Raw genomic sequence first — 262 nt, forward strand, 5'->3', positions numbered from 1 at the left:
TGGCTTGCGCATTGACGGCTCAACGTTGCTGCGCCAGGTGCGGCGTCGCGTTCGGCCTTTTCCGGTCTCCGCTCCACGGGTACTTGGAGTGGATGATTGGGCATGGAATAAGGGACACCGGTACGGGACGATTCTGTGCGATCTGGAAGCAGGCAGCGTAGTGGATTTGCTTCCGGAACGCGAAGCCGGAACATTGGCAACATGGTTGCAAGAGCATCCGGGAACGGAGATTGTCAGCCGGGACCGGGCCAGCGCCTATGCA

Annotated in this window: 1 protein-coding gene; it reads left to right on the top strand. The window is 60.3% G+C overall.

Features of this window, described 5'->3' with window-relative positions:
• On the top strand, positions 1 to 262 hold a 262-nt coding region (locus HB393_RS24940), incomplete at both ends, for a transposase (protein WP_213807935.1).

It is taken from the genome of Granulicella sp. dw_53, from assembly GCF_018449545.1.
GTDB lineage: Bacteria > Acidobacteriota > Terriglobia > Terriglobales > Acidobacteriaceae > Edaphobacter.